At 67.8% G+C, this 766-nt stretch carries 2 protein-coding genes; both read left to right on the top strand.

All coding sequences use genetic code 11. The annotated features are described in order from the left end of the window. The first annotated feature begins 5 nt into the window (after window positions 1-5). On the top strand, window positions 6-179 hold the full coding sequence (locus D471_RS42720) for a winged helix-turn-helix domain-containing protein (RefSeq protein ID WP_394296867.1): 174 nt from the start codon (window positions 6-8) through the stop codon (window positions 177-179). Then, entirely contained in the window at window positions 137-751 is a 615-nt protein-coding gene (locus D471_RS0132325) for an IS630 family transposase (protein WP_338045372.1), read from the top strand. The genes D471_RS42720 and D471_RS0132325 overlap by 43 nt, the downstream gene beginning before the upstream one ends. The last annotated feature ends 15 nt before the right edge of the window (window positions 752-766 follow it).

Genomic DNA, 766 nt, shown 5'->3' with positions numbered 1-766 from the left:
GGCTGGTGGTCGAGCGCGTGACGGGGGTGGAGTTGGCCCCTGCGTCGGTATGGCGGCTACTGACCGTGCGGTTGGACTGGAGCCTGCAACGACCCCAGCGCACGGCCGCCGAGCGCGACGAGTCTGAGATCGCCCGGTGGGTGGCGCACGAGTGGCCACGCATCAAAAGGGGGCACTGAAGAATCGGGCATGGATCGTGTTCTTCGACGAATCGGGCATCTCGCTGCTGCCCCAGGTGCGCCGCACCTACGCACCCCGCGGCCGCACCCCCACCCTGACCCACCGGTTGAACTGGAAACGCGCCTCGATGGCCGCCGCGTTGGGATACCACGCCGCCGAGGCCGGACGCGGGGCTCGGTTGTGCTTCGACCTGCGTCCGGGCAGCTATGACACCGACGCGCTGATCGCGGTACTCGAACAGCTCAAACGCTTCTACGAGGGCGAGCGGGTGGTGCTGGTCTGGGACGGGTTGAGCGCGCACTGGAGCCGGGCCATGCGCGCCTGGGTGGCAGACCAGGACTGGCTCACCCTGGAGCGTCTGCCCGCCTACGCCCCCGAGCTCAACCCCGTGGAGATGCTGTGGTCGGCCATCAAGGCGCGGGAGTTGGCCAACGTGGCCGGTGACCACCTGGCCGACGTCGCCGACGCAGCAGAACAAGGCATCAACCGCATCTGCGCGGACGAGCGGCTCGCGTGGTCCTTCCTGACCCACACCGGCCTGGAGATCCACCCCTCATACCCGAAGAACTAACGAAAAACTCAGTAG

Source organism: Nocardiopsis lucentensis DSM 44048, from assembly GCF_000341125.1.
Classification (GTDB): Bacteria; Actinomycetota; Actinomycetes; order Streptosporangiales; family Streptosporangiaceae; genus Nocardiopsis; species Nocardiopsis lucentensis.
Note: the sequence above shows the minus strand (reverse complement) of the source record. Positions and strands in the feature narration are given on the sequence as shown.